This window comes from Pseudomonas sp. ATCC PTA-122608 (assembly GCF_001952855.1).
Taxonomy (GTDB): domain Bacteria; phylum Pseudomonadota; class Gammaproteobacteria; order Pseudomonadales; family Pseudomonadaceae; genus Aquipseudomonas.
Genome location: NZ_LPNO01000008.1, coordinates 109,321 through 131,868, shown reverse-complemented (window position 1 = coordinate 131,868; position 22,548 = coordinate 109,321). Strand labels below are relative to the sequence as shown.

The window sequence follows — 22,548 nt, the reverse complement described above, 5'->3', positions numbered from 1 at the left end:
GCTTTGCAGGCCTATTACTTACTTAGCGCATTGGCCAGGCGCAGCATCGCTGCTTCGATTTCATAGGCGGTCAAGGACGAATACCCCAATAGCCAACCGTGTTTCTTCTCCTCGCCGGCGTACAGCCGACTGAGGCCGGGCAGTTGCACGCCCGCGCTGGCAGCTTGGCGGAGGGTCTTTTCCTCCGACCAACCATCGTGCAGCAGGCAGGGAATTTGTAGCCCGCCGGGAGGACGCAAAGCGGTAACGATGCCGTCCAGGTGCTTGCCGATCGCATCGAGCATGATGGAACGGCGCCCGGCATACAGCTTGCGCATGGCCCGGACATGGGCGTTGTAGTGGCCGTCCTCCATAAAACGCGCCAGGGTCAGTTGCAGGATTTGTGGCGTGTGGCCGTCGATGATGCTGCGCGCGTAGGTGAAGGCGTTGATCAACTCGTGGGGCAGTACCATGTAGCCCATTCGCAACCCAGGGTAGAGGGTCTTGCTGAAGGTGCCGATGTAGAGGGTACGCTGGTACTTGTCCAGGCCCTGAACGCAGGCAGTAGGCTGCCCGTCGTAGTGAAACTCGCTGTCGTAGTCATCTTCGATGACCCACTTGCCCTTCTCCGCTGCCCAGTTGATCAGCTCAAGACGACGCTCCAGCGGCAAGGTCGCGCCGGTGGGGTATTGATGAGACGGCGTGACATAGACGCAATTGGCGCCGCTACGGTCGGCGTACAGCAGGTCCGTGCGGATGCCCTGGTCATCGACGTCAATGGGCACGACCTTGGTCTCGGCGGTTTCAAAGGCCTTCCTGGCGCCGTAGTAGCCCGGGTTTTCCAGCAGGATTGGTTTGCCGGCGTCCACTAGCAACTGGGCACACAGGAACAGGGCCTGGCGAGTGCTGCTCAACACCAGAATCTGATCGGGGGAGCATGTGGCCCCGCGTTCGAGGTTCAAGTAGGTGGCTATGGCCTTGCGCAGAGGCTCGGCGCCTTGCGGGTCTCCGTGCAGCAGCACATTGCCGCGGTAGTCCTTCATGACCTGGCGTTGCAGGCGTTCCCAGACATCGGTGGGGAAGGTGCGGGTTTCCGGCAGACCTGTGGCAAAGGCCTTGATCACCTGTTGATCGTTAACTCCACCACTGTCGAAAATCATCCGACCGCGCCGGCTCAAACCCGGTCCTGGCGCCACCTCGCTGCGTGGGGTGTCTTGCAACTTCATACGCCGACGCGCCGCCCCGCGCAATTCGGTACCAACCGTCTCGGATACATAGCTGCCCGAACCCTCGCGCCGCACGATGAAGCCATCACGCTGCAATTGCACGTAGGCGTTCTCGACCGTGTCGCGGGCAACGCCGAGCGTCTTGGCCAGAACCCGGGTTGCCGGCAGTTTCAGGCCTGCGTCAAGGGCTCCGTCGAGGATCAGTGCACGCAGGGCTCGCTGAATCCGCTGGTGCAGATCCAGCAACTGAAACTCGGGGTCGGTGAGCCGCATCTTCAGTGTTTCGAGCTCGAAGGTTTTTGCCATGCGGTCTGCCCTAGATAAATAAGTTGGCCTGCAAAGAAAAGTGGTCTGGTTGCATACGCAAAAGTGTAGGGGCTAAACAGGCCAGTTCAGCGTTATAAATCACTTTCCAGTCGAGGCCAAGTACCTCTCTTTGCAAGGAGCAAAGTAAAGCCATGCCTTCTTCAACAACCAAGTCATCTATTCGCCTCGGCGATCTCCTTCATCCGATTGTCGCCGGTCTGATCTCGGTCATCGTCAACTATGGCGGTACGTTCATTCTGGTCTTCCAGGCAGCCAAGGTCGCTGGGCTGAGCCCTGAGTTGACAGCTTCGTGGGTGTGGTCCGTGTCGATTGGCGTGGGCGTTACCGGGCTGGTCCTCAGTTGGGTTTCTCGCGAGCCGATCATCACTGCGTGGTCGACACCCGCCGCGGCATTCCTGGTCGTCGCCCTGGGCACCACGCCCTATGCCGAGGCGGTGGGCGCGTACATGATCTCGGCCGCTGCTTTCGTGCTACTGGGCTTGTCCGGCTACTTCGAAAAAGTCATCCGACTGATCCCGCCGGGTGTGGCCGCAGGGCTGCTGGCCGGCATCCTGCTGCAGTTTGGCATCGGGGCTTTTGGCGGCATGAGCATTGACCCGATGCTGGTCGGCTTGCTGATTGGTGCCTACATCCTGCTCAAACGTTTTACCGCGCGCTACGCGGTGGTGGGCATTCTGGCAGTGGGGTTGGCCTTCCTGCTGATTCAGGGACGCCTGGATTTGTCGGGGCTGGGGCTGCAACTCGCGGCACCCGTGTTCACTCAGCCTGAGTTCTCGCTCAATGCTTTGCTCAGTGTCGCGCTGCCGCTGTTTCTGATCACCCTGACCGGTCAGTACATGCCTGGCATGCTGGTACTGCGCAACGATGGGTTCAGCACCAGTGCCAATCCGATCGTGACCCTCACCGGGTTGGGTTCCTTGCTCATGGCGCCCTTTGGTTCTCACGCGTTCAACATCGCGGCGATTACAGCAGCCATCTGCACCGGCAAGGAGGCCCATGAAGAACCCTCCAAACGCTGGATCGCCGGCCTGGCTGCGGGCGTCTTCTACATCCTCGTAGGGATCTTCGGTGTGACCCTCGCGGCGGTGTTCATGGCCTTCCCGGCAGCCTTCATCACGACGCTGGCCGGGCTCGCCCTGCTGGGCACCATCGGCGGCAGCCTGGCCAGTGCCATGGCCGACGCCAAATCCCGCGAAGCCTCGCTGATTACCTTTTTGGCTGCTGCCGCCAACATCACTTTGTTCGGCATCGGTGGGGCATTCTGGGGGCTGCTGATGGGTCTGGTGGCGTACGCCGTACTCAACGGCCGTTTGCCGCGTCGCGAGCGGGTCTCCATCAATCCTGCTGCCGAGCCTGTGCCCCGTAAAGGCGCTGCCAACTGATATACGCGATCAAACGGCTTCAGCCCCACCCAAGCCGAGTGTGTGCATCTGCAAGGTCCGACTGCATGTCGTGGTTCCATAACCAGTCGAATCGACTGGCCAGTGTGGTGGACAGGAGGGCTTCTCGATCCTCGACCTGAAGGTCCCGAAACTCATAGAGTTCGCCGGCCTCCCAAGAGGTGCGCTGCACGCGGCAGGCGCGTGGTCGCCGAATCGCGTCATACGCCTGGAGTACGTCTTGGGCGTTACTCTCCAACACTCGTGGGTCTCCCAGCAGGCGGGCGAGCAGCCAGGCATCTTCCAGCCCTTGCCCTGCCCCGGCACCTTGGTGTGGGAGCATGGCGTGAGCAGCGTCACCGATCAGTCCGACCCGGCCATGGGTATAACCTGCAAGCTCGTCGAGGTCATGAAGGGCCCACAGGGTCGGCTCGGGAATGCATTCGAGCAGAACGCGTACGGCATCGCCCCATTCGGCGAACGCCTCCAGCATCTGGGCCTGGCTGGTGCTTTTCGCCCAGGGTGTGTCTGGTGGCCATACCGGGTTCGGGTCGCTGCGGTCAGAAACAAACGCCACCACGTTGATCAGCCGGCCTTGCTTGACGGGAAATGTGAGGATGTGGGCGTCCAGGCCCAGGTACATTTGCGGGACGTTAATCAAATGCTCATCGATACCAGCAGCGCGATAGGCTGTGCGCAGTTGCTCGCTGTCGATCATGCCGCGGTAGGCGCAGGTGCCGCTGAATCGCGGTGCGACCAAAGGCTGGCCCAGGCCTTGAAGTACATAGTCGCGAAGATTGGACTTGATACCGTCTGCGGCGATCAACAGGTCGCACTCATAGTCCGTGCCGTCGGTGAACTGGACGCTGACCCTGTCGCCCGTCTCTTGTGCGCTGACCGCACGCTTATCGAAGCGCGCGATGCCGTCCGGCAGTTGTTTGGCCAAGGCATCAAGGAAATCTGCACGGTGCACGGAGGACTGGCCCACGCCGTGGGCGACGCTGGCACCGAGATAGCCGGCGTCTGCGCCGCGACGCCATTCAAACCAGATGTCTTGCCACGGTTGCGGGGTTCGGTCAGCGATCCGTTCGTAGGGTTTGCCAATGCCCAGTCCTTCGATGGCGCGAACAGCGTTCGCACCAAACGACACGCCGGCACCCACCTCACCAAAGGCGGGAGCTGCTTCGAATAATGTCACTTCCAGATGCTTGTGACGGCACAGATCGAGTGCCAGGGCCACGCCAGCGATGCCGCCGCCGACAATGCCCACCTGCAAGACAGATTGAGGGCCAGTCATGGGTAAACCTTATGTTTGTTTTTGGAATTGTCCGATCATGACTATTCACAAAGCATTGATAAATGCCCTCACAGCCATACAAACTATCACCATCCTGAATACGCATAACCCTTCTGAATTCCACAGAGCGACAAGCCGAGATGAATCTGCGCGAGCTGGACCTGAACCTTTTGGTGATCTTCAACCAGATACTGCTGGACCGAAGCGTGTCAGCAGCAGCCGAGAGCCTCGGGCTTACTCAACCCGCTGTCAGTAACGCGCTGAAGCGGCTGCGGACCACGTTCAACGATGAACTGTTTGTACGGACACCCAAGGGCATGCAGCCCACGCCCTATGCCGCGCAACTGGCGGAACCCGTCTCCCAGGCAATCGGCCTGTTGCACGGCGCGATCAACCGCCACGATGAATTCGACCCGGCCACCAGCCAGAAAAGGTTCGTGGTGGCGATGACTGACATCGGCGAAATTTACTTTGTGCCGCGCTTGATCGAGGCGCTGCTGAAGCAAGCTCCGGGCGTTTCGGTGAGTACCCTGCGCAGCAATGCCGAGCTCTCCGAAAGCATGGCCAATGGTGAGGTGGATCTGGCGGTCGGGCTCCTGCCGGACCTGCAGGCAGGCTTCTACCAGCGCCGCCTGTTTCATCACCGCTATGTGTGCCTGTGCCGAAAAAACCACCCGCTGACTGAACTGCCGATGACCCGGGAACGATTCTGTGAGTTCGGACATGTGAGGATTGTGGCCGCCAGCACCGGCCACGGCGAAATCGACACACACATGCAGCGCGCAGGCCTGCAACGTGAGATTCGGTTAGAGGTGCCGCACTTTGTTGCGGTGGGTCATATCCTGCAGAACACTGACCTGATCGCCACCGTCCCCGAGCGTTTCGCCAACAGTTGCGCCGGCCCTTTTGGCCTGACGAGCCTACCCTTGCCCCTGCCCTTGCCCGAGATTGCGATCAACCTGTTCTGGCACGGCAAATACAATCGCGACCCGGCCAATAAATGGTTCCGACAACTGATGTTTGAGCTGTTCAGCGATTAGCCCATCACTGCCAATGCGCGCACAGCTTGACCAGTTCATCCACCACATACCTCACCTTCGGCCGCAGGTGCGACACCTTCGGCCAAACGGCATGCACATCCACCGCTTCCGGTTCATAGGTGTGCAGCACCTCTACCAACCGGCCCGCTTCGATATCGTCCTGGAACAGGCTACGCGGCATCTGGCATAAGCCGGCGCCCGCAACCGCCGCAAGAATCATGACTTCGCCATCACCAATCTGATGGGTAGAGGGTGGCGCGTAGCGCACCGTCTGCCCTGCCTGCATGACTCGCCACGCCAACGGCTGGCCGCGTCGATGCCCGACAATGCAGCGGTGGTGATTAAGGTCTTCGAGGGTATGTGGCACGCCAAAACGTGTCAGGTAGCCAGGTGCGGCACAAATGGCCCAGCGCTGGCGCATCAACCGCCGCGCGACCAGACCGCTGGTGTCCTGCAATTCGCCGAAACGCACCAACAAGTCGATCCCCTCCTCGAAGGGGTCCACCAGGTGATCGGAAAATGTCAGGCTCAATTGCAACGCCGGGTACTTGTTGGCGATCTCGAAGAGCAAGAGCGCAACGACGCGACGCCCGAAAGCCACCGGAATATCGACGCGCAATCGCCCTGAAGGCTCACCACCACCGGGGCCCAGGCCACTTTCGGCGGCGCCGATTTCTTCGAGCGCCGTAGAGCACGCCGCGAAATAGGCTTCGCCATCGGCGGTCAATGAAATCCGTCGGGTGGTGCGATGAAACAGTTGCACCCCCAGGCGCTCCTCCAATCGGGCGATGGCTTTGCCCACAGCAGATTTCGACAGCCCCAACCGCTCGGCAGCCTGGGTGAAGCTGGACGAGCGAGCGGCAACCACAAAGGTGATAACGCCCTGGAAGGAATCAATGGGGACCATGTCGGGCTCGCTGATTGTAGAGTTTTAGTCTACCCAGATTATAGCTGGAGGCCGTTTATCGCCAGCTTGTTCGCCAGTACGATGGATTCCAGTCAAACAACAGTGCACACCACGCACTGCGCCCCGATCAATGTCCCAAGAGGAATGCCTTATGCCCGTCGTACGAGTGAGCTGGTTCGAAGGTAAAGAACACGCGCAAAAAGCCGCCGTTGCCGCCGATATCACCGAAAGCATCGTCAAGCACACCGGCACTGACGCCAATTACATCTACGTCATTTTCGAAGACGTCGCAGCGTCCGATTGGGCTGGCGCCGGCAAGCTGTTCGGGGATGCCCCAGACAAGTCTTGACCTCCTCCTACTCAACAGGCGCCGCCTGGCGCCTCTGACGGAAACTCATCATGTGCCCCTACATCTCCTGCCTGTTTACCCTCGCGGTAAAACCCGCGGAATTCGCCGAGTTCAAGACGCTGATCGCCTCAATCGTCACGGCCACCCGTGCAGAGCCAGGCACGCTGGTTTACGAATACAGCGCCAACGAAGAGACCAGCACCGTTCATATCCTTGAGCGCTACAACGCGGATGCCGTGGTCAGCCACGTCGACACCACGTTTGCACCGTTCGGCCAGCGGTTCCTGGAACTGTGCACCATCACCAGCCTGGTGGTGTACGGCACGCCGGATGCTGAAATCCGCAAGCGCCTGGACCCGTTCGGCGCGGTGTACATGACCCCGTTCGACGGCTTCAGCCGTTGATGTGAACGAAGACACTTGCCCCTTAACGTACAGAGATCGCCATGTCCGGTATTGCCGAAGTTATCAAGTCCCGAATTTCCGCCAACAGCTACGACACTGAACGTCAATTGACCGACGATCAGATCGCCGAGCTGGTCAACCTGGCTACACACGCCCCTTCCGCCTTTAACCTGCAAAACTGGCGGTTCGTGGCGGTTCGCAGCAGCGCAGCCAAGGCGCGACTGCTGCCATTGGCATTTGGCCAACAGAAGGTGGTGGACGCGGCCGTGACGTTTATTGTCTGCGGCACCCTCAACCCACACGAAACGTTGCCGGCTGCGCTGAAGCCGTCGGTGGATGCCGGCATCATCGACCAGTCGATCTACGACATGTGGGTCGGTGCGGCCCAGGGCATGTACGGGGAGAACCCGCAGTTACAGCGCGACGAAGCCATCCGCTCCGGCTCCCTGGCCGCGATGACGCTGATGCTGGCCGCCAAAGGCCAAGGGCTGATTTCAACCCCGATGATTGGATTCGACCAACCTGCTGTGGCTAAGGAGTTCGGCCTGTCGGACGCGGAGATCCCCGTCATGATGGTCACCGTTGGCTACCCAGGCGCGACCAACTGGCCACAAAAACCACGCAAAGCCGTCAACGACGTTCTGCAGTTCGTTTAAGTGAATTGCGCCAGTGATAGCCAGGCTATCACTGGCGATCGAGGTGAATCACAGCCGCTATGACCCACCCCTCTTCCTCGTTACGAGCCATCCTGACCGCGGCGTGCCTCGGTTTTCTTGTTGTGCAACTGGACGTCAGTGTTGTGAACGTCGGCCTCGGTGCGCTCAAAGAGGCATTCAATAGTGACCTCACGGGCCTGCAGTGGGTCATCAACAGCTATGCGCTGCCGTTTTCTGCCCTGCTGATCCTGGGCGGTGCATGGGGCGATAAATGGGGGGCAAAATCCGTCTTCGCGATGGGTTTCGCCATCTTCACCCTCGCCTCCGTCGGCTGTGGCCTGGCTAACAGCATGCCCATGCTGATCACGATGCGCATCATCCAGGGCATCGGTGCCGCCTTGCTGATCCCCACCTCACTGACGCTGATTCGCGTGTCGTTTGACGATCCGGACAAACGCCGCTCCGCGGTCGCACTGTGGGGCGCCTGCGGGGGCATCGCATTAGCAGCCGGCCCGGTGATCGGCGGGCTGATGATCGAATACTTTGGCTGGCGAAGTGTGTTTCTGCTCAACATTCCGATCGGCCTGCTGGCGATCCTGCTGATTCTGAAATACGCGCCCGCCTCCCCTCGGGTGGACAAGCACATCGATATTCCCGGGCAAATCAGCATCGCCATTTGCCTGGCAGCGCTGACCTACGGTTTAACCGAATCCAGCGCACAAGGCTGGGTCGGCGCAACACTCGGCGCAATGCTGTTGGCGCTGATCTGCGCGGTGGCCTTTATCTGGGTTGAGAGGCGGGTCGCGCACCCCATGCTGCCGGCACGCCTGGCCACGAACAAAGTGCTGGGCAGCATGGCGCTGGCCGGCGCGGCGATCAACCTGACCTTTTACGGCACGGTGTTCGTCTTCAGCATTTACTTCCAGACGTTCCTGCATTACGACGCGTTCAAAACCGGTTTGTCGTTTATTCCGCTGACGGCGGTGCTGACGCTTTCAACCCTGCTTTCATCGCGCTTCGCCAAACGGTTCAGCGCCACCCGCATCATCACCACGGGTTTCACGGTGCAAATCATCGGGTTCGTCACGCTGTCGCAAACCACGTCACACGCCTCTTTGTGGCTGCTCAATGGCGCGCTCATGCTGGTCGGTATTGGCAGCGCCATGTCGGTGCCGTCGATTACCAACGCCATGCTCTCGTCGGTCACCCAGCATGATGCGGGTATCGCGTCGGGGTTGATGGCCTCCGCCAGACAACTGGGCGGCGTGATAGGCGTCGCCGTCTCGGGAGCGATGATCGCCGGTGCTGACGCGGCCGCATTCTCTCGGGGAATGTCGAACGCAATGTTGCTCTCTGCGCTGGCTCTGCTCGTATGTATTGGCGTGAACTTGTTCGTGTCGCGCCGTCCCTGATCGGAAGGTGTCTACTGCTCCCACAGGGGATGACTGAATCGCTCAGCCAGAAAATTGATCAGCACCCGAACCTTGCTCGCCAGGTGTTTACGCGTGGGATAGACCACGTTACCAGAGACGAATTTTCCATCCGCGCAATGCGCACCGCCGCATCGAAGCACTCCTCCACAGGTCCACCAACCGGTCGTTCAAGCTGATATCCAGCTCGACATTGGGGTAGGCCTTCATGAACTCGCCCCACAGCGGCGCCAGGTGCTGCACGCCAAAGCTGACGGGCGCATTCACCCTCAACACACCGCTGGGTTCCGGCAAAGCCTGATCGACGCTACAGGCCGCGCTTGAGCAAAGTGAAGAGCGTGGCCCCCTGCAGGCGGAGTGCAGATCAAGATCACCCCTCACCAGGTTTTGCCAGGTCAAATCCCAGGCAAAAAAAAGCCTGCATCTCTGCAGGCTTTTTCACTATCTGGCTCCACGACCTGGACTCGAACCAGGGACCCAATGATTAACAGTCATTTGCTACTGATAAATCAAAACGGTGCCACGAAAAACGTGGTGGAGACGGACATCGAATCTATAGCTCAACAAGAATAAAAACTGCCACGCGTCAAAAATAGTCGCGTATCAGTGCGATGTCAAAGCAGCAAAATTTCTTGATCTGTAGGAAAAGTGGATAGCTGCGGCCAGTTACCGCATCTCCTCCAGCGCATACCGCACTTGGTCGACGTCCACGTGGACGTATTTCAGAGTGGTACTGATGCTCCGATGTCCCAAGAGATCCTTGACGATGTGCAAATTGCACTTGGGCTGCCTCATCAAATCGGTGGCAATCGTATGCCTGAAACGGTGCGGGCTCACGTGCACCCCGAGCTTGCGACTGAGCGCCGTGTAGAAACGCGAGAGCTGATTCATATCCATCGTTCTGCGCATATGCCGCTGAGAGAATTTGTTCACGTTGAACAGCTGCTCGGTGGAACTGATCCCGCGCGCTTTGGCATTGAGGAGCAGAATCTTCAAGTACTTGGCGAGCCTACTGTGGATCGGGACATAGTGCTCATCAAAGTTTTTTGAGACCTCCGGATGGATGCAGATCGTCATATTTTCCAGATCCACATCGATTGGACGAAGGTTCAAAAGCTCATTCGCCCGAATGCCTGTGTAGAAGAACGTCTCGAACACGGTCCGCCAAAACCACGCAGGATGGAGCGACGCCATTATTAGGGTCTTCATTTCAGAGCGGGCCATACCCACAAGGATGATTCTCGAATCTCGTATCAAACGTTGCTTAACGGTTTTTGGAGGACGATTCGGACAGCGCACACCACACCCCTCAAAAGGGTTCTCAAGGAGGCTTGTCAGATTGTTTTTTATAGCATAGCCAAAGAGCGCCCTCAGGTGACGAGCGTAAGTGTTCCAGCTCACCTCTTTGATATCGCTTCCAAGGACTGATTTACGCCAGCTCAAGACCGTCTTCCTGTCGATTTCATCAATGAGACAGTCTCCTGCAAATCGAATCAGTGCGTTGGTGGCGACACGGTATCCCTGCTCCGTCGTAGCTCGCAGGCGCATCTCAAAGAAATAGATCTCCGGTAATTCTGAGATCACATGCATGGTGCTTCATCCTTGAAAGTAGGTGACCCTTTCAACGCCAGATAGGGGTTGTCATAGGGTTTCTCAGTAAATATTTGAAGGGGATCGTTGAGCAGATAGCCTCTGATGTCTCTGGTTTTACGGGGCCCTCTTACCTCGCAGGCCCATATGTTCAATCCGCTTGCGCACTTCATATGAATGCTCAGCTTCTCAAAGCACCTCTGCACCCATCGCCAATCGGTGGTGCCCTGCTCTTTTGCCACCCTTGCCAACTCAGGATGCTCTTGCGCATACCGCTGAAAGATTCCGGGTGTCACCAAAAATGCAGTACCGGCCACGCTGTGAACTTTGGCTTTGGCATCGTTGATGATGACTTTATGGGTTAATACACCTCGACGAAGCCATCTCACAAAGGCTTCTCCCAGCTCCTTTCCACTTACCCCGTCAACCGTTATGGGTACAGCACCCGGTAAAGATCGAGGTTGTGACGTATCGTCAAAAGCTTCAGTGGATACAGCATCCGTGGGGGAAGATTGATGCGACGGAACGCTTTCGTTCTCCTCAGTCATACACGTCCGATGTCCCTCCCAGAGATCATCCGGATACTGCGTCGCCTCCATGTACTCCAGCGGTGCTAATTTGTAGCTTGTCTCTGTAGGTTTTTCCGTAAGAACGGGCGACGTTTCCTTGGGAATATCAAGCGGACGCTGTGGGAACGGCTCAAGCTCAACGTGCGCCTCTTCCCCTGAAGGCTCTGCGACAGGGCCTACCGTGATCAGCCCTGCAAAAGAGGGTGGGCGCTCCCCTTTCTCCCAGATCAATGCGGGTGCGACATTGAGAAAGGTGAGCGTCTTTTGCCATTTGCCGCTCTGGACTGTGGCAGTCCATATCGCCTTCCCTTCAGCGTTCACCTGAATAATCGCGTTGTCCTGGAGGACGTTGAACAATGTGGAGTTTGATGAAGGAATCGACTCAGCTCCCTGGGATAACAAATGGGCTCTGAGCTTGTCTGCAACTGTCTTGCTCACAAGCCACAACGCATCATCGGTCAGCCACCCATCTGAAGCCCGGGGCTGGTTCAACTTCAATTGTTCGGCTACGAGGTAGCGCAGCCCCTCAACTAACTGACGTTGCGCAGAGTGCTTCGGTGCCGCCAAGGCACGTGAAGGGTTGCCACCAAGCTCTTGGGCGACCGACGCCTGGTCAGCCTGTATGACTAGCTCTCCCAATGTGCCGGCGTGTTCGTATTGGCCCGCGAGGACATAGATGAGCGCGCTCCAAGGGTCTGCATAGGCGCTCAACCAATCCAGGATGCTCTTGGTCAGTATTTGCGTGTAGAGCAGCCCTGCGGCCGCGCCATGAAGTTTGTACTGACGCCCCTTCAGATACTTGAAGCGGTACTCCCGAGAGACAGGGCCATGCCACGGGTGCCAGCGGGTTCCGTCAGCAAGATGCACTTCCACATCAACCGCTATCTTGCCGATGTCATGAAGCAACGCGGCATAGGCCAAGGCAGCAGTCCAAATTTCGGTCTGTGCGGCTTGGGCTTCAGGAGTGGCCCCTATAGGCAGTAAATGGGACTGACGGATCTTGAGCGCGAACGCAACGATCTCCAGCCCATGGTCGAGCATCCCGCCGGGATAAGCATGATGGTGGTTTTCTGAGGCAGGTAGTTCTTGGACCAACTCGGCGTAGCGCCTCACAGGCTCCAGATAGAGATCGTCAAACTGAGATCGGGAAAGCGAGGTGCGTTGCCAGATATGCTCAAGCAACTTGCTTCGTCGCGGCGTCGACAGAAGCTCGGATGCAGTCTTGGGAGCAAGGTACTCATGAGGACCTGCGGTGATGGTTTGAGATTCAGTTTGGGTGGCCTTTTTTAGCTTCGATTGCCAGAACATTCAGCTATTCACCTGCTTCAGTCGTTGGAGAGCCCTTTCTCTTTTCGGCTCCATGACGGCCCATTTGCAGGTAGGCCCGTTTCCCTTAGCCTCCCTTCCAATAGACCCTTCCGTTTCGCCCTTTCTTTATGGCTTTTCGAGACGGGCAAATCGACTGGAAAACTAGTCTGCGAAGCAACATGTTTAACTCTTGTTTAATATCACAGATGAAGATAAGCCTCTTAACGCCTCAACTATCGACATGATGTTGACATCAGCCATCCCGAGGAGAGAGTCTTTGCTGGAAACCTTGCCGTACGCTCGACGGATCTTGGCGTCAGCCCACCTATGTGGACTGACTGCACACATCGTATTCAGCGAATAGAGCTTTCAATTCCGGCTTCGGCTAAAACCGCCCTAGAAAGTATTTACGCAATTTTTGACCTGAAGTATTTAAACAGTTGGGAATAATTTCGCCCGCGGCAAAGTACGATTACGGGATTTCGCCGCATAGTCCAAGCCCATCACACCCTGTTACTTTTAAGCGTCAAATAAAGGCCAGCCGGTAGAAAACCACCCAACCATATTGATAGTTAATTAAATCCACATGTCGCGTGGAGATCAGAAGACAGATTATTAGGCAAAAATATTTCAGCCTTTACGAACCGTTCACCGCTCGCCCGCCCATTTAAAACTTACTGACACACTGCTCAATCAATGGCAAATAAGAATCATCAATGTCCCGAGGGTCATTTGCCATATTACGACCATTAAACTCAGGAACATTCTTAGTTAATGCCTTCTTGAGTCGGTCAAAATTAGGCTCAGCAATTACAATACTTTTTTGAGCTTGCTCCAGTTTGGCAGTTACATCGTCTAGCCCTATAATCGCTACCCTGAGACCGGCGGCCGTAAACTCCAGTCCATCGGGAATTTCCGAAACTACCCGCTCAATGCATCGCATCGCATCACTGGCTTTAAGATAGTTCTCAGATTGGACTTTGATCTGATAATGATCGGTGTAAAAGGCTGAAACGCCCGCTAGACCTCCTCCCTGGTAGACCATGGCCTTGGACCCGGATAATGCTCCAGCAACCCCCAGCAAGCCACCAATCACTTTCCCGCCATCTCCAGCATTCATTGTGTTGGTTAGATTGCGGTACTGAGTCAAATAGAAGTCTCGGTATATACCAGCGTTCAGACGTAAATCAGCAACATTTTTTGGCGTCGCAAGTCCAGAACCATTTTTCTTCTGCCAGTCAGGCCTGAGGGTGCGCGGGGAACTATTTTCTAGAACTGCATCAGCTTCCGATACTCTTGCTACTGGCTGTGGATATGGGCTCACACAGCCTGCAATAAAACTGGTGGCAATGATCAAGCAAGGCCTACTGATATTCACCATAGAAACTCCTCGAAATCTAATAGAAGAGCAACCCTCACTGCGACCTATATGAACAGTGAGCTGCCGTAAGCCTGAATCTCATCAAAGGTGCGCGTATCTGCAAGGTTTGCAGAGCCGGGAATGATGTCGTAATAAACCCCATAGGGTATCCCTACCCGCACCTTCCCATTTATCCAAGGATCGCAACCTAACGCTTGGTTTGCGCACACGGACGCTTCTCCTATACGTTTTACTCCTCCTACATCAGCGTAGATGGCGTAAACAGTATAAGTTTTATATGTAAGCCTTGCTATATCTCCCAAGTAACATGGGATACCAGTGACCTCTTTCCAATTTCCTGGGAGAACAAAATAGGGAATGACTAAAGAGTTAACATACTCTCCCTCTCCAAGCCAACCATTGCTCAATCGTAAAGATGTCTCCACTTGGCCCGTGGGATCAATGTCGGGTGCATTCGGAGCTCCATCAGTATCCGTGCTCGCATTTGAGAGGATCTGAACATGCTTTGGCCCCAGGACGGTGACCACTGGTAGAGGATCGTTTGGGTCTTTAGAAGACTTCCATGGGTGAGTAATGACTGGCATGTCGTTCCCCGATACGCGTCTTTTAGTCGGATTGACATGTCGAGAGTAGATGCGGGATTTAGGATGTCAAACAAAGACTGAACTTTTTCTAACGCGGTAAGTATGCGCAAAAAAAAGTTAGGTAAATCAAGGACCATCGCTTGATGCTGCACTAGTGAAAAAATCCCATTAGCCGACCACTTCTGCAGGGTCTCTGGGTCCAATTTGGACGGTTGACACGGACTAATAAAGGTCGACCGAAAAGCTCTTGAGTAGCGTCACAACGGCCACTCCTAATTTTTTATCCCTGCCCTAAGCCAATACAGTCAGCCGATATTATTTGAGATTGCCACTTAAGAAATCATCTATCAGCTACCGCCTCAGAGCCGTACTAGACACTCGTACTGGCGCCACGCATACCTCGCTCTCAATGAGCACTCACAGATGCTGATAGCACCAACAGTGGGATATCCAGCTGCCGTCGAAAAGCCGATGACATCGCTTTTGCTATGCGCCACAAAGAAAGCCAAAGCACTCACTATTTGCCCAGATGCTCGAGGAGTCGACCTACGGACTAGTAGTGGGACAGTCGCGTCACTGCATACACCCTACTCCAGTGGCTCAACCACTTTAAATAACGCACACAGAAATGCCCTACAATTACTGTCGAAATTGGCGGCTTGATCTAACCCCTCTGCTTTCTCATCCTTCCCACTTGTCCTGCTGACGTTGTCAGCAACATGCTCAGGGCAGCCATGATCTAGAAAGCTGCAGCGCGTGATTCACGCGCCGATCACTCGACCGCCATCGCGTTCACCATCGCGGTCACTCGTCAGCAACGTTGACGATCGAATGCCTATCACACCACCCAACGGGGAAATCACTTTCCCTGGGGATGAGTGACTCCTCGTTTTTTACCTAGAAACGGAGCAACTCATGACCCAATCCTTCACCAACGAAACCCAATACTTCGACCTGCATACCCGCGGCTTAGGCTATCTGAACCGTGCACGAGAGGTAAAAGTCCGTAATGCAGAGCCGTATATGGCGGTGACTGTTGCTGCGCTCCATGGAGCCGCTGACGACGTTGAATACACCTACATCGACTGTCGAGTAACGGGCGCTGAAGCGGACACGCTGATTCGCCACTGCAAGGAAGAGATCAACTCAGGGGATAAGGTCCTGGTGTGCTTCACCATCGGTGATATCTGGATTTCACCTTTCACGTACCAGAAAGGCGACAAAAAAGGTCAGCCTGGTGCGAGCCTTAAAGGACGACTGCTCTATCTGTCCATGATCAAAATCAACGGTGAGACCGTGTTCAGGGCCTCCAAGGATGCAGCAGAGGACGCCCAACCAAACACGGTCATGGATAACTCAGCATGCACCGTAAGCAAATCCTTACTGAAAGCTAAACAGCCAGGCGTCTTTCCAGCCGTCCTCACCTATCTTCGGGAGACAACGATACCCTCGGGAACCGCGTGCCTCATGCAATCCATACAGAGGTTAACGCGATGAGTTACACCAACGCCTTGAGCGCTAGCGCTACTCTCCTACCCGAAATCACCAGTCGTGAGGACGAAGATCATTTGATTCATACCGCCCTACAGATCCTCGACGTGCGGCTTTTTACCCGAGGGCCAAAGCTTGAGGCGCCACATGAGGTGCGCAACTACCTGAAGCTGCAGCTTGCGGCGATGGATCACGAAGTCTTTGCGGTGATCTATCTGGACAGTGTGCACAGGTTTATTAAATATGAGGTGCTCTTTCACGGGAGTATCAGTAGCGCGGTCATCCATCCAAGGCAGGTTATTAAGCGCGCTTTAGTGCATAACGCCGCTGCAATCATCATCGCTCACAACCATCCCTCGGGATGTCACAAACCCAGCCTAGCGGATAAACGACTCACGGCCTGCCTCAAGGAGTCGCTGGAGCTCGTCGAGGTCAGGATGTTGGACCACTTCATCATCGCCGAAGGTACCCCGCTCTCACTGGCGGAGTATGGCTGGCTCTAAAATCAACCAAGGCGCCCTCCCCGGGCGCCCGTTTTTCATCACGCAGATACAGAACCGTCGACATCACTCAGGAATTCTCCCTTCATCGACGGGCTCAGCTTTTAAGCGGGCTCAACGTTCAGGATCAAGGATGAATGAGCTGGCTCTTTTCTCAGGTGCTGGTGGAGGAATACTCGGTGGCCAACTCATGGGATGGCGCACCGTCTGCGCCGTTGAGTGTGATGCCTACGCCGCACAAGTTCTCGCGCAACGACAAAACGATAGAGCCCAGCCGGCTTTCCCGATTTGGTCTGACGTGTGCAGTTTTAACGGTAGACCGTGGCGAGGCATTGTTGATGTGGTATCTGGCGGGTTTCCCTGCCAGGACATCTCCATTCAAGGCCGAGGCGCCGGCATCGAGGGGGCTCGATCAGGCCTATGGAAAGAAATGGCAAGAATCGTCGACGAGGTTCGACCCACGTATGTGTGGCTGGAAAACTCCCCAATGCTCGTTACACGAGGCCTTGCCCTGGTCCTCGGTGATCTTGCCAAAATGGGGTATGACGCGCAGTGGTGTCGTGTATCAGCGAGTGAATGCGGTGCGCCCCATAAGCGTGACAGGATCTGGCTACTGGCCTACCCCAACAGCGAGTATGGCCAAGGGATCATCACCCAAGTCGCTGAAGCGCAAGTGTGGCAGGGATCGAACGAGAGACAGACTGGACCATGCGGTGATGGCGTCAGACGGTGGCCAACTGAACCCGGAGTGGGTCGAGTGGTTGATGGGCTGGCCCAGCGGGTGGACCGGATTAAAGCCCTTGGAAATGGGCAGGTACCAAGAGTGGTGGCAAGCGCATTCAGTATCTTTAAGAGCGAGGCAAAAGCCTGAGGGTCACTGCCTAGGAGCCGAGTTATGGGGCACTGAACCTTGCGGTGGGTAAGAGACCTGAACGCACTTTTTCAATAGGTGCTGATTCAGTCTTTCGGCACAAAGCTCTGCATATGCGTTGTCTGCCAGTACGGATCGTCTTCCACATCCACCGTCTCGAACCCGTGCTTTTGCCAGAAGCTAATCGCACCCGGGAGAAAGGGGTGGGTATGGAGGTACAGCACGTCAATGCCACCGGCGACGGCTAGTGTCCTCAGAGACTCATACAGCTTCGCGGCGAGTCCCAGGCCTCGTTGATCTGGACTCACGAACAAGCGCACCACTTCGACGACCTTGAGGCCCGAGTAGTCGAGTTGAGGAAAACGGTGATCGTAAGTTAGGTAGCCAATGGTCGCGACAATCTCGGTGCCCTTACGAGCTACCAGAAATTGCCCCTTTCCTGGATCTAAATACGCCTCGTTGAATCCTGCGAGATCAGGTGGCAATGCCGCTTGGTTCAGCGTTGGAAAAATCTGCGCCCGGGCCCCCATAACGTATTCGATCACCTCATCCACCTCCGCAGGCTGAACAGGCTTTATGTCGATGTCGATTTGATTTTTTGGCATGGAGTGAGGCTGACTCATTGGGTATGTGTAGGCAGAAAATACACGATTTAGGTGGAATTCAATGTACTGAGTGCCTGTCCAGGACGCTGTACGAAGTGTCTCAAAAAGGAGGCGGCCCCTATCAAGCCGTGGAATCCAAAAAAACAAAGGGCCCATCGAGGGCCCTTATGTTGGCAAGCCATTGATCTCACTTCGACAGCCAGGACTCAACGGTGTCTGAACCGTGCTCGGATTTCCATTCCTTCAAGGTCTTGTGGTTGCCGCCTTTGGTCTCCACCACTTCGCCCGTGTGAGGGTTTTTGTACACCTTCAACTGACGTGCTTTACGGGTAGCCGTTACCGGCTTAGCCACCGCTGCACGGCGACCAGCTTGAGGATCAAGGATATTGATTACGTCTCTCAAGCTAAAACCGTACTCACCCAGCAGAGCACGGAGCTTCTTCTCGAACTCGATTTCCTTTTTCAGGACAGAATCGCTTTTCATGGACTCAAGCTCTGCGAGCTGAGCCGCCAGTTGTCGTTCGAGCTTACGGTATTCCACTAGACGAGACATTGAAGGTTTCCTTGTGTTGAGGTCAATCGCGGTTGGCGTAATTAATATGCTAGGGCAATAATACATGCCAGTCACGGAAGAAACCGACTCTAAGGTATTTGTTTGATGGCCTTACACCTTGACTCTAAAGCGTGCTACGCCAGAAATATCATGCGTAGTCACGCCAGCTATCGATTTAGCCAGGTTGCTGACCTCATATTTTTAAGGATGACTCCATGCCACCAGATCTTGAACTACCAGAAAGCCCAGAAGCGTTGTTGGAAAAATGGTACACGCGTTGTAGCACCGTGGCGGTCGGGCACTATAAAACAGCTGAACGCTACTCCAAGATGAATGTAAATCTAACCGGCCTAGCAGCTGTATTTTCAACGATAATAGGTACGACTGTGTTTGCTACTTTGCAAAATGAACCGAGTTTATGCTTGAGGATTTTCTTAGGTGCTTTTAGTTTGGTAGCCGCTGTTCTCGCCGCCCTTTCTGCGACAATGGGTTATCAGGACAAAGCGGAAAAGCATCGATCTGCCGGTTCAAAATACAACTCGGCAGGACGGGAGCTTGAACAGCTAGGAACGAACGATTCCATAACACAAGAACTACTAGACAAAATACGTACACGACTCGATACATTAGCCGAGGAGTCCCCCCACCTGCCTCGGAAGGTCCATAATGAAATAGCAGACCCTAGCGAGCTATCAAACTGGAAGAAGTGAAATTCACTGCGCTGCATTTCGCATTCATCTGAAGACGATAAGCGTTCGGACTTAACACGCGAAGATGGTGGCGTTCCAAGTCTTCACAGAAGCACTTTTGAGCTTATGAGTCGGCAGCGTAATCCATCTATGACTGAATGCGGCCTTCTCCTCGCTCATTGAGTCGTCTAAAGCGTTCAAGATGCACCAGAAACAGCCTACAGAGCCTACAGGATTTCAGGAAACGTCCGACTGGATCATCGCAACGTTTCAGCCGATTATTTGATCTGGTTAGCTGTTGTCGACAGCACCTTTCAAGGTGACCATGATCCAGAAGGCCACGATGCGCTTTGACGCATTGATCAGTTAAAGCTCACAACGCATTCGGAAGCGTGGGCATCGTCGATACGCTCGCCGACGGAATGCATCCACCCCACAGTGACGGGAGCCTACCGTCAGGTGGGACTCTGCGTCGCTTGCCAACCGCAGGAGACACGATGAAACTATCGCTAGCCCTTTATGACGCACTGACTTCTATCAGTGTGCCAAATAACAAAGCTAAAGCTGTTGTAGATGCTTGGGAGGACGACGTGAAACATTTCGCATCAAAATCTGACCTAGAGCGAACCGAATCGCATCTTGAGGGCTCAATCTCAGGACTTCGTACCGATCTCACGGCACTTATAAAAGAGCAAGGTGCAGATCTACGTACATTGATCGAACGGCAAGCAAGCCAATTCCACGGTGCCGTTTCAAAACTTGAGTCAAACATCACAGTACTTCGCTGGCAGTTTTGGCTCTTGGTCATTTGCTTCGGCTTCCCCATCCTAAAAAATCTTTATGAGGTTTACGGAAAAGTCATTGCGTCCTGATTTATAGCTGCACCCTCTCAGCCAGCAGTACCCATCCTGCGGCCTACTAGCTACTAGATGTCGACATTGTCCACATCTTGATTCAAACCTATTCAGCCCATGCGGGGAACACTCCCCGTTTGGGCGACGTGTCTCTCCGTTTTGGGCGTTTTTCGGAGAGACACATGAAAATCGAAAATCTCACCTCGCTTCAATCCAAGCTGCTTCAGTTGCCAGTCATCTTCTCGCAAGACGCCTGGCACGAAGCGGTTTATCTAGAGCAGCCTGCGAGCCTTGGTGACCTAGGAAACCGCTTAGGCGAAACCCTTCAGGCCGCGTATGCATGCCTTATGTACAGGACCGAAAAAGTGGACGCGGTGGAGCCGTTCTATGAGTTTGGGCTGTACCGTTTTCTACCTAGCGGTGATCGGGTCGATCGACACTGGCTGGAGTTACGGTTGATCGTGGAGCACGTAGCGGATCAACCATCCACGCTAAGTATCGTACTTCGGCGTGAAAGCTCATCTCTGGACTTGAAGGTACCTGACGTCTTTTTTGAGCCAGGCCTAATGATGATGACCAATGGCGTACATTCGCTCATCGAACAGGGACTGTTGGATGTGCACCCTTATCTCAACCGTCACCTTCTCGGTGATTGGGGAGATTTGTGCGACCAGGACAAGCTGAGCAATGAGCAGGCGCTTCAGTACGGTGAACGCCTGTTCTCGTCCTACGAGATAGAAGCTGGGCAGGAACGCAAGCTTTGGATCATCACAGAGAGGGACAGAAGCGTCACCACCTTGCTTCTACCTTCCGAGTACTGATTCATCACATCGCCGCATTCCATCTGTGGCTCATCCCCCTCTCTGCGCTCTGTTAGCGCATTGAGGGGTACTCCTGATTTTTCATTGTCGCTTATGAACTGGCCTCCCCCACAGGTTGCGAAGGATGCAGCAACAGATTTGCCTCGCCATCAGGAAGCTATCGGTGCCCACATTACTTGCCAAATCTCGCTCGTATGCGTACTACCGCCAGGATGGTCGCTGTTGCTATTGCGACTATCCAATGTGGGTCAGCTCAGCACCTCGCTACGCAAAGCTGTACGGCTGCTCAATCGCGCAAGCCGAGCTCATGAAGTGCACAGCCGAGCATCTCGTGGCAAAACAGGACGACGGCAACGATCGTGGTTCTAACATCGCTGCCGCCTGCAAAGTGTGCAACCAGCGCCGACACAACAGAAAGCATCCACCCTCTCCTCAGACCTATCGAGAAATGGTGCAACGTAAGTTGAGAAACGGCGGCTGGCATCCCTTTCAAATAGCAGGTTTGTAAGAGCTAAAGACTGCCTATATCCAATTCACTTACAGTCGCAAAATTACTAAAGAAACGCCGCCAGCATCAGCAGCCCGAGCAAAATAGCCTCAACGTTCAATACATCCCATGCGACTTGGCAATTGACCCTGTTGCTTCTTTAGCGTCGCCTGCACTGGAAGCGGTAGATCACTCCAGAACGTGAGCCCCGACCTTTCTTCGATCTGATCGACAGTCACTTGGTAAGCGCAGAAGTTCGCGTTGCGCGGAGTCTCTTGGTTCATGACAAAGGAGGCATACATCCCGTTTTCTGGTGAGGGCCCTACAAAAATGATCTTCCAATACCCGCTCGGGATGGTGTGGACCTTGTTCGTCCCTGGGAGCGTGCCGATAAAGTGCTCATAGAGCGGACCGGTGGCGACGAACACCTCATCGACAGTTGCGTCCTTACTTAGATTCCTCTCCTGGTCCTCAAGACGAGCCCAGGGTCCTTGGTTGAGGTCGGATTTCTGAGGGGTGATGTTGGAGAGGTAGTTCAGGGTTTGCCAGTCAGGAACACCCCCCATTGAGGCAAGGTTCGTCTGATGACCGCGATCGATCTTTAGCGCAACGTTTGCGCCGTTGTAGTCCACGGGATCAAGTGTCTCGCCGACAGGGACATCCGGATCCGTCTTCCAGTTACGCGGGCGGCCGCTCGCCGGCGAATCTTTAGTGATCTTGTACGACACCCAGTTTGCAAACTTGGTCGAGCCGTTGTTGTTCAGCGTGTAAGCCTGCCGGTTCAGCGTTAAAGGACTTCCGCCGGAAGGACAACCCATCGAGCAGTTATCGAATAGGCGTCCTTCGACAAGCTGGGTGCGTGGCTCGATCGTAGGCTCGGGTATCCTATCTGGCGTAGTACATGCAGCAATGAGGGGAAGCATCAAAAGCGCTAGATGCTTGAGTTTTATACGTCCTTGCATGGTGTAACTCCTAGGGTGAAAAGATGTGCCCATGAGTGGCAACTCGGTGAATCTCGGTTCCGTCAAATGCGAAATAGATGAACGCGTCTATTCCAAACTTTTGAGATACGCGGCCGTAATCAGCTGTCTCAGTCGGAATACTGTGGTCTTCACTGAGGTTGACTGTTGATGGCCGAAAACAGCTGTCCTGATGCTCTGGTACCGGGCAACTGCAGCCCTCGTGAAGGGCAGAGATCGATCCAAAGCGAAAGGTAACTTTGCGTATTTGAATGTCCAGAGAATGCTGAAC

23 protein-coding genes and 1 pseudogene are annotated in these 22,548 nt (G+C 55.1%); 13 read left to right on the top strand and 11 right to left on the bottom strand.

The window, feature by feature from the left end; translation table 11 throughout:
- Nucleotides 1-14: 14 nt before the first annotated feature.
- Nucleotides 15-1,511 (bottom strand): PLP-dependent aminotransferase family protein, encoded by a 1,497-nt coding sequence (locus AU074_RS09850; protein ID WP_076014549.1) that lies wholly within the window; start codon nucleotides 1,509-1,511, stop codon nucleotides 15-17.
- A gap of 152 nt (nucleotides 1,512-1,663) precedes the next feature.
- Here AU074_RS09850 and AU074_RS09845 point away from each other — a divergent pair, with 152 nt between their 5' ends.
- Nucleotides 1,664-2,914, top strand: coding sequence for a benzoate/H(+) symporter BenE family transporter (locus tag AU074_RS09845; protein ID WP_076014548.1), 1,251 nt, complete (start codon nucleotides 1,664-1,666; stop codon nucleotides 2,912-2,914).
- A 19-nt stretch (nucleotides 2,915-2,933) separates the two neighbouring features.
- Here AU074_RS09845 and salA read toward each other — a convergent pair whose 3' ends face one another.
- Complete coding sequence (gene salA, locus AU074_RS09840) at nucleotides 2,934-4,208, bottom strand: salicylate 1-monooxygenase (protein ID WP_076014547.1); 1,275 nt, start codon at nucleotides 4,206-4,208, stop codon at nucleotides 2,934-2,936.
- A 140-nt stretch (nucleotides 4,209-4,348) separates the two neighbouring features.
- On the opposite strand from salA, the gene AU074_RS09835 reads away from it, so the two are divergent.
- Complete coding sequence (locus AU074_RS09835) at nucleotides 4,349-5,248, top strand: LysR family transcriptional regulator (protein ID WP_076014546.1); 900 nt, start codon at nucleotides 4,349-4,351, stop codon at nucleotides 5,246-5,248.
- Between the two features lie 4 nt (nucleotides 5,249-5,252).
- Here AU074_RS09835 and AU074_RS09830 read toward each other — a convergent pair whose 3' ends face one another.
- Entirely contained in the window at nucleotides 5,253-6,155 is a 903-nt protein-coding gene (locus tag AU074_RS09830) for a LysR family transcriptional regulator (RefSeq protein ID WP_076014545.1), read from the bottom strand.
- Between the two features lie 151 nt (nucleotides 6,156-6,306).
- On the opposite strand from AU074_RS09830, the gene AU074_RS09825 reads away from it, so the two are divergent.
- From AU074_RS09825 to AU074_RS09810, 4 genes are read left to right on the top strand one after another with little or no spacing between them, the layout of a single operon-like run.
- Nucleotides 6,307-6,504: a 4-oxalocrotonate tautomerase family protein gene (locus AU074_RS09825; RefSeq protein ID WP_058822715.1), complete on the top strand. Its 198-nt coding sequence runs from the start codon at nucleotides 6,307-6,309 to the stop codon at nucleotides 6,502-6,504.
- 50 nt (nucleotides 6,505-6,554) lie between these two features.
- Nucleotides 6,555-6,908 carry a putative quinol monooxygenase gene (locus AU074_RS09820; RefSeq protein WP_076014544.1) on the top strand — a complete coding sequence of 118 codons (354 nt, stop codon included), beginning with the start codon at nucleotides 6,555-6,557 and terminating at the stop codon, nucleotides 6,906-6,908.
- Nucleotides 6,909-6,949: 41 nt separating this feature from the next.
- On the top strand, nucleotides 6,950-7,564 hold the full coding sequence (locus AU074_RS09815) for a nitroreductase family protein (protein WP_076014543.1): 615 nt from the start codon (nucleotides 6,950-6,952) through the stop codon (nucleotides 7,562-7,564).
- A 59-nt stretch (nucleotides 7,565-7,623) separates the two neighbouring features.
- Nucleotides 7,624-8,976: an MFS transporter gene (locus tag AU074_RS09810; protein WP_076014542.1), complete on the top strand. Its 1,353-nt coding sequence runs from the start codon at nucleotides 7,624-7,626 to the stop codon at nucleotides 8,974-8,976.
- A 109-nt stretch (nucleotides 8,977-9,085) separates the two neighbouring features.
- Here the strand turns inward: AU074_RS09810 and AU074_RS32765 are convergent.
- From AU074_RS32765 to AU074_RS09780, 5 genes and pseudogenes are all read right to left on the bottom strand, one after another.
- A pseudogene (locus AU074_RS32765) lies at nucleotides 9,086-9,291 on the bottom strand (LysR substrate-binding domain-containing protein); the annotation flags it as partial.
- Between the two features lie 369 nt (nucleotides 9,292-9,660).
- Nucleotides 9,661-10,584, bottom strand: a complete 924-nt coding sequence (locus tag AU074_RS09795; protein ID WP_076014540.1) for a site-specific integrase — start codon at nucleotides 10,582-10,584, stop codon at nucleotides 9,661-9,663.
- The gene (gene mobH, locus AU074_RS09790) at nucleotides 10,575-12,461 is read right to left on the bottom strand and encodes a MobH family relaxase (protein WP_076014539.1); all 1,887 of its coding nucleotides are present in this window, start codon (nucleotides 12,459-12,461) and stop codon (nucleotides 10,575-10,577) included. Before mobH ends, AU074_RS09795 begins: the two co-directional genes overlap by 10 nt.
- 667 nt (nucleotides 12,462-13,128) lie before the next feature.
- On the bottom strand, nucleotides 13,129-13,818 hold the full coding sequence (locus AU074_RS33165) for a hypothetical protein (protein WP_159442627.1): 690 nt from the start codon (nucleotides 13,816-13,818) through the stop codon (nucleotides 13,129-13,131).
- Nucleotides 13,819-13,886: 68 nt separating this feature from the next.
- Nucleotides 13,887-14,426: a glycoside hydrolase family 75 protein gene (locus tag AU074_RS09780; RefSeq protein ID WP_083676657.1), complete on the bottom strand. Its 540-nt coding sequence runs from the start codon at nucleotides 14,424-14,426 to the stop codon at nucleotides 13,887-13,889.
- A 915-nt stretch (nucleotides 14,427-15,341) separates the two neighbouring features.
- Between AU074_RS09780 and AU074_RS09775 the strand changes: the two genes are divergently transcribed.
- From AU074_RS09775 to AU074_RS09765, 3 genes are read left to right on the top strand one after another with little or no spacing between them, the layout of a single operon-like run.
- Complete coding sequence (locus AU074_RS09775) at nucleotides 15,342-15,923, top strand: DUF3577 domain-containing protein (RefSeq protein ID WP_083676656.1); 582 nt, start codon at nucleotides 15,342-15,344, stop codon at nucleotides 15,921-15,923.
- Nucleotides 15,920-16,420 (top strand): DNA repair protein RadC, encoded by a 501-nt coding sequence (radC, locus tag AU074_RS09770; protein ID WP_256576867.1) that lies wholly within the window; start codon nucleotides 15,920-15,922, stop codon nucleotides 16,418-16,420. Before AU074_RS09775 ends, radC begins: the two co-directional genes overlap by 4 nt.
- Nucleotides 16,407-17,288 carry a DNA cytosine methyltransferase gene (locus tag AU074_RS09765; protein WP_371916618.1) on the top strand — a complete coding sequence of 294 codons (882 nt, stop codon included), beginning with the start codon at nucleotides 16,407-16,409 and terminating at the stop codon, nucleotides 17,286-17,288. Before radC ends, AU074_RS09765 begins: the two co-directional genes overlap by 14 nt.
- 86 nt (nucleotides 17,289-17,374) lie before the next feature.
- On the opposite strand, the gene AU074_RS09760 is transcribed toward AU074_RS09765, so the two are convergent.
- Both AU074_RS09760 and AU074_RS09755 read right to left on the bottom strand, forming a co-directional pair.
- A complete protein-coding gene (locus tag AU074_RS09760; RefSeq protein WP_076014571.1) occupies nucleotides 17,375-17,878 on the bottom strand; it encodes a GNAT family N-acetyltransferase in 504 nt (167 codons plus the stop codon).
- A gap of 202 nt (nucleotides 17,879-18,080) precedes the next feature.
- Nucleotides 18,081-18,446, bottom strand: a complete 366-nt coding sequence (locus AU074_RS09755) for a histone-like nucleoid-structuring protein, MvaT/MvaU family (RefSeq protein ID WP_076014535.1) — start codon at nucleotides 18,444-18,446, stop codon at nucleotides 18,081-18,083.
- Between the two features lie 215 nt (nucleotides 18,447-18,661).
- Between AU074_RS09755 and AU074_RS33160 the strand changes: the two genes are divergently transcribed.
- The 4 genes from AU074_RS33160 (at nucleotide 18,662) to AU074_RS34835 (ending at nucleotide 21,318) form a co-directional block, all read left to right on the top strand.
- On the top strand, nucleotides 18,662-19,156 hold the full coding sequence (locus tag AU074_RS33160; protein WP_143503564.1) for an SLATT domain-containing protein: 495 nt from the start codon (nucleotides 18,662-18,664) through the stop codon (nucleotides 19,154-19,156).
- A gap of 476 nt (nucleotides 19,157-19,632) precedes the next feature.
- On the top strand, nucleotides 19,633-20,007 hold the full coding sequence (locus tag AU074_RS09750) for a DUF1640 domain-containing protein (RefSeq protein WP_076014534.1): 375 nt from the start codon (nucleotides 19,633-19,635) through the stop codon (nucleotides 20,005-20,007).
- Nucleotides 20,008-20,555: 548 nt separating this feature from the next.
- The gene (locus AU074_RS34840; RefSeq protein ID WP_052024252.1) at nucleotides 20,556-20,810 is read left to right on the top strand and encodes a hypothetical protein; all 255 of its coding nucleotides are present in this window, start codon (nucleotides 20,556-20,558) and stop codon (nucleotides 20,808-20,810) included.
- A gap of 124 nt (nucleotides 20,811-20,934) precedes the next feature.
- Nucleotides 20,935-21,318 (top strand): HNH endonuclease, encoded by a 384-nt coding sequence (locus tag AU074_RS34835; RefSeq protein ID WP_371916617.1) that lies wholly within the window; start codon nucleotides 20,935-20,937, stop codon nucleotides 21,316-21,318.
- Between the two features lie 89 nt (nucleotides 21,319-21,407).
- On the opposite strand, the gene AU074_RS09735 is transcribed toward AU074_RS34835, so the two are convergent.
- Nucleotides 21,408-22,259 carry a DNA/RNA non-specific endonuclease gene (locus tag AU074_RS09735; RefSeq protein ID WP_076014533.1) on the bottom strand — a complete coding sequence of 284 codons (852 nt, stop codon included), beginning with the start codon at nucleotides 22,257-22,259 and terminating at the stop codon, nucleotides 21,408-21,410.
- Nucleotides 22,260-22,548: the final 289 nt, after the last annotated feature.

Bases quoted from the DNA above. Each gene is read 5' to 3' on its own strand.
- AU074_RS09850 (WP_076014549.1), bottom strand. From the start codon at position 1,511: ATGGCAAAAACCTTCGAGCTCGAAACACTGAAGATGCGGCTCACCGAC.
- AU074_RS09845 (WP_076014548.1), top strand. From the start codon at position 1,664: ATGCCTTCTTCAACAACCAAGTCATCTATTCGCCTCGGCGATCTCCTT.
- salA (WP_076014547.1), bottom strand. From the start codon at position 4,208: ATGACTGGCCCTCAATCTGTCTTGCAGGTGGGCATTGTCGGCGGCGGC.
- AU074_RS09835 (WP_076014546.1), top strand. From the start codon at position 4,349: ATGAATCTGCGCGAGCTGGACCTGAACCTTTTGGTGATCTTCAACCAG.
- AU074_RS09830 (WP_076014545.1), bottom strand. From the start codon at position 6,155: ATGGTCCCCATTGATTCCTTCCAGGGCGTTATCACCTTTGTGGTTGCC.
- AU074_RS09825 (WP_058822715.1), top strand. From the start codon at position 6,307: ATGCCCGTCGTACGAGTGAGCTGGTTCGAAGGTAAAGAACACGCGCAA.
- AU074_RS09820 (WP_076014544.1), top strand. From the start codon at position 6,555: ATGTGCCCCTACATCTCCTGCCTGTTTACCCTCGCGGTAAAACCCGCG.
- AU074_RS09815 (WP_076014543.1), top strand. From the start codon at position 6,950: ATGTCCGGTATTGCCGAAGTTATCAAGTCCCGAATTTCCGCCAACAGC.
- AU074_RS09810 (WP_076014542.1), top strand. From the start codon at position 7,624: ATGACCCACCCCTCTTCCTCGTTACGAGCCATCCTGACCGCGGCGTGC.
- AU074_RS09795 (WP_076014540.1), bottom strand. From the start codon at position 10,584: ATGCATGTGATCTCAGAATTACCGGAGATCTATTTCTTTGAGATGCGC.
- mobH (WP_076014539.1), bottom strand. From the start codon at position 12,461: ATGTTCTGGCAATCGAAGCTAAAAAAGGCCACCCAAACTGAATCTCAA.
- AU074_RS09780 (WP_083676657.1), bottom strand. From the start codon at position 14,426: ATGCCAGTCATTACTCACCCATGGAAGTCTTCTAAAGACCCAAACGAT.
- AU074_RS09775 (WP_083676656.1), top strand. From the start codon at position 15,342: ATGACCCAATCCTTCACCAACGAAACCCAATACTTCGACCTGCATACC.
- radC (WP_256576867.1), top strand. From the start codon at position 15,920: ATGAGTTACACCAACGCCTTGAGCGCTAGCGCTACTCTCCTACCCGAA.
- AU074_RS09765 (WP_371916618.1), top strand. From the start codon at position 16,407: ATGGCTGGCTCTAAAATCAACCAAGGCGCCCTCCCCGGGCGCCCGTTT.
- AU074_RS09755 (WP_076014535.1), bottom strand. From the start codon at position 18,446: ATGTCTCGTCTAGTGGAATACCGTAAGCTCGAACGACAACTGGCGGCT.
- AU074_RS33160 (WP_143503564.1), top strand. From the start codon at position 18,662: ATGCCACCAGATCTTGAACTACCAGAAAGCCCAGAAGCGTTGTTGGAA.
- AU074_RS09750 (WP_076014534.1), top strand. From the start codon at position 19,633: ATGAAACTATCGCTAGCCCTTTATGACGCACTGACTTCTATCAGTGTG.
- AU074_RS34840 (WP_052024252.1), top strand. From the start codon at position 20,556: ATGATGATGACCAATGGCGTACATTCGCTCATCGAACAGGGACTGTTG.
- AU074_RS34835 (WP_371916617.1), top strand. From the start codon at position 20,935: ATGCAGCAACAGATTTGCCTCGCCATCAGGAAGCTATCGGTGCCCACA.
- AU074_RS09735 (WP_076014533.1), bottom strand. From the start codon at position 22,259: ATGCAAGGACGTATAAAACTCAAGCATCTAGCGCTTTTGATGCTTCCC.